Below are 2,041 nucleotides of genomic sequence, written 5' to 3'. Positions count from 1 at the left end.
TGCTGGAGATGCTGAGCGCCCAGACCGGCAGCCGCGTGACCGCGCAGCACCAGCCGCGCGAACAGCGCCGCATCTGGCTGGACATGGCCGACAAGGGCGCGCAGATCGCGCTGGCGCGGCTGCTGGCCGAAGAGGGCTCGCAGCGAGCGCGCACCCGTGCGCTGGCCGAGGCGCTGCAGCTGGACGTCGATTCCCTGGACAGCTTGCGCATCGAGTGCTTCGACATCAGCCACACCGCGGGTGAATCCACCCAGGCCAGTTGCGTGGTGTTCGAGAACCACCAGATGCAGAACGCGCAGTACCGGCGCTACAACATCACCGGCATCACCGGCGGTGACGACTATGCCGCCATGCGCCAGGTGCTCACGCGGCGCTACGGCAAGATCGCCGAGGCGATGGCCGCGCAGGCCGAAGAAGGCGTGGCGCCGGCCGAAGGCGAAGCGGCTGTCGAGCCCAGCCCCAGGCTGCGCATGCCCGACCTGGTGCTGGTGGACGGCGGCAAGGGCCAGGTGTCGATGGCGCGCGAGGTGTTTGCGTCGCTGGGCCTGGACCTGTCGCTGATCGTGGGTGTTGAAAAAGGCGAGGGCCGCAAGGTGGGCCTGGAAGAGCTGGTGTTTGCCGACGGCCGGCCCAAGGTGTACCTGGGCCATGACTCGGCCGCGCTGATGCTGGTGGCCCAGATCCGCGACGAGGCGCACCGCTTTGCCATCACCGGCATGCGGGCCAAGCGCGCCAGCGTGCGCACCGGCGGCAGCAAGCTCGAAGAAATCCCGGGCGTGGGCCCGAAAAAACGTGCACGCCTGCTGCAGCGCTTTGGCGGCGCACGCGGCGTGACCAATGCCAGCGTCGACGAACTGTGCGGCGTGGAAGGCATATCCCGACAACTGGCGGAGGAGATCTACCGTGCATTGCATTGACACCGCGCCGCATGGGCGTGGTTGGAAGGCGGCCCTGGCGGCCCTGGCGGCGGCGCTGCTGGTGGCCGGCTGCGGCACCAGCGTGCCCTTGGGCCGCAGTGGTGGTGGCGTAGGCGGTAGCGCGGGCGGCATCGTCACCGCGCCCACCCGCTCGCCGGAGCTGAGCAGCCAGCCCGCCGTCGCGCGCAAGCAGGCCCGCGACTGGGCCGAGTACAAGCTGCATGCCGCCCAGCGGCTGGCCGAGGCCAACCCCGACCTGGTCTACATGACCGAGGTGCGGCAGCCGCTGCTGGCCATACCGGTGCTGGAGATCGAGCTGAATGCCGATGGCAGCGTGCGCCACATCAAGGTGGCCCGCCGGCCGGGCCAGGCGGTGGACACCATCGACATCGCCATCGCCGCGGTGCAGCGCGCCGCGCCCTTCGGCGACGTGCGCCACCTGCCCAAGCCCTGGGTGTACAGCGAGGTGTTCCTGTTCAACGACGCGCGCAAGTTCAAGCCGCGCCTCCTGGATGAATAGTCGCCTTCTCAACCCCGCAAGGTAGCATCGGCCATGTTTTTCAACCTGCCGACTCTGCTGACCTGGGCGCGCATCGTCGCGATTCCTTTGATCGTCGGCATCTTCTACCTGCCCGTGGACGCCGGCATGCGCAACCTGATTGCGACCGTGCTGTTCATCGTGGTGGCCCTGACCGACTGGCTGGACGGCTACCTGGCGCGCCGGCTCAACATGACCTCGAAGTTCGGCGCCTTCCTCGACCCGGTGGCCGACAAGTTCCTGGTCTGCGCCGCGCTCATCATCCTGGTGTGGCTGCACCGGGCCGATGCGATGGTGGCGCTGATCATCATCGGCCGCGAGATCGCCATCTCGGCCCTGCGTGAGTGGATGGCCGAGATCGGCGCGCGCCGCAGCGTGGCGGTGCACATGCTGGGCAAGCTCAAGACCACGGTGCAGATGGTGGCCATCCCCTTCCTGCTGTACGACGGTCCGCTGCTGGGCGTGATCGACACGCGCATCTGGGGCACGGGCCTGATCTGGGCGGCCGCGGTGCTGACCATCTGGTCGATGGTGTACTACCTGCAAAAAGCGCTCCCCGACATCCGCGCCAACGTGCGGTGACGCA

At 68.4% G+C, this 2,041-nt stretch carries 3 protein-coding genes; all 3 read left to right on the top strand.

Annotated elements, in window-relative coordinates; genetic code table 11:
- Positions 1–917: helix-hairpin-helix domain-containing protein (locus tag ABNT58_RS10120; RefSeq protein WP_348753359.1), on the top strand; the 917-nt coding region annotated here is incomplete at its 5' end.
- The gene (locus ABNT58_RS10115) at positions 904–1,437 is read left to right on the top strand and encodes a hypothetical protein (RefSeq protein ID WP_348753358.1); all 534 of its coding nucleotides are present in this window, start codon (positions 904–906) and stop codon (positions 1,435–1,437) included. The genes ABNT58_RS10120 and ABNT58_RS10115, both read left to right, overlap by 14 nt.
- A 33-nt stretch (positions 1,438–1,470) precedes the next feature.
- On the top strand, positions 1,471–2,037 hold the full coding sequence (gene pgsA, locus ABNT58_RS10110; RefSeq protein ID WP_348753357.1) for a CDP-diacylglycerol--glycerol-3-phosphate 3-phosphatidyltransferase: 567 nt from the start codon (positions 1,471–1,473) through the stop codon (positions 2,035–2,037).
- Positions 2,038–2,041: the final 4 nt, after the last annotated feature.

Origin of the sequence: uncultured Aquincola sp., from assembly GCF_964001545.1 — a bacterium.
Lineage (GTDB): Bacteria > Pseudomonadota > Gammaproteobacteria > Burkholderiales > Burkholderiaceae_C > Aquincola.
The sequence above is the reverse complement of the archived record's forward strand: the minus strand, read 5'-3'. Positions and strand labels throughout refer to the sequence as shown.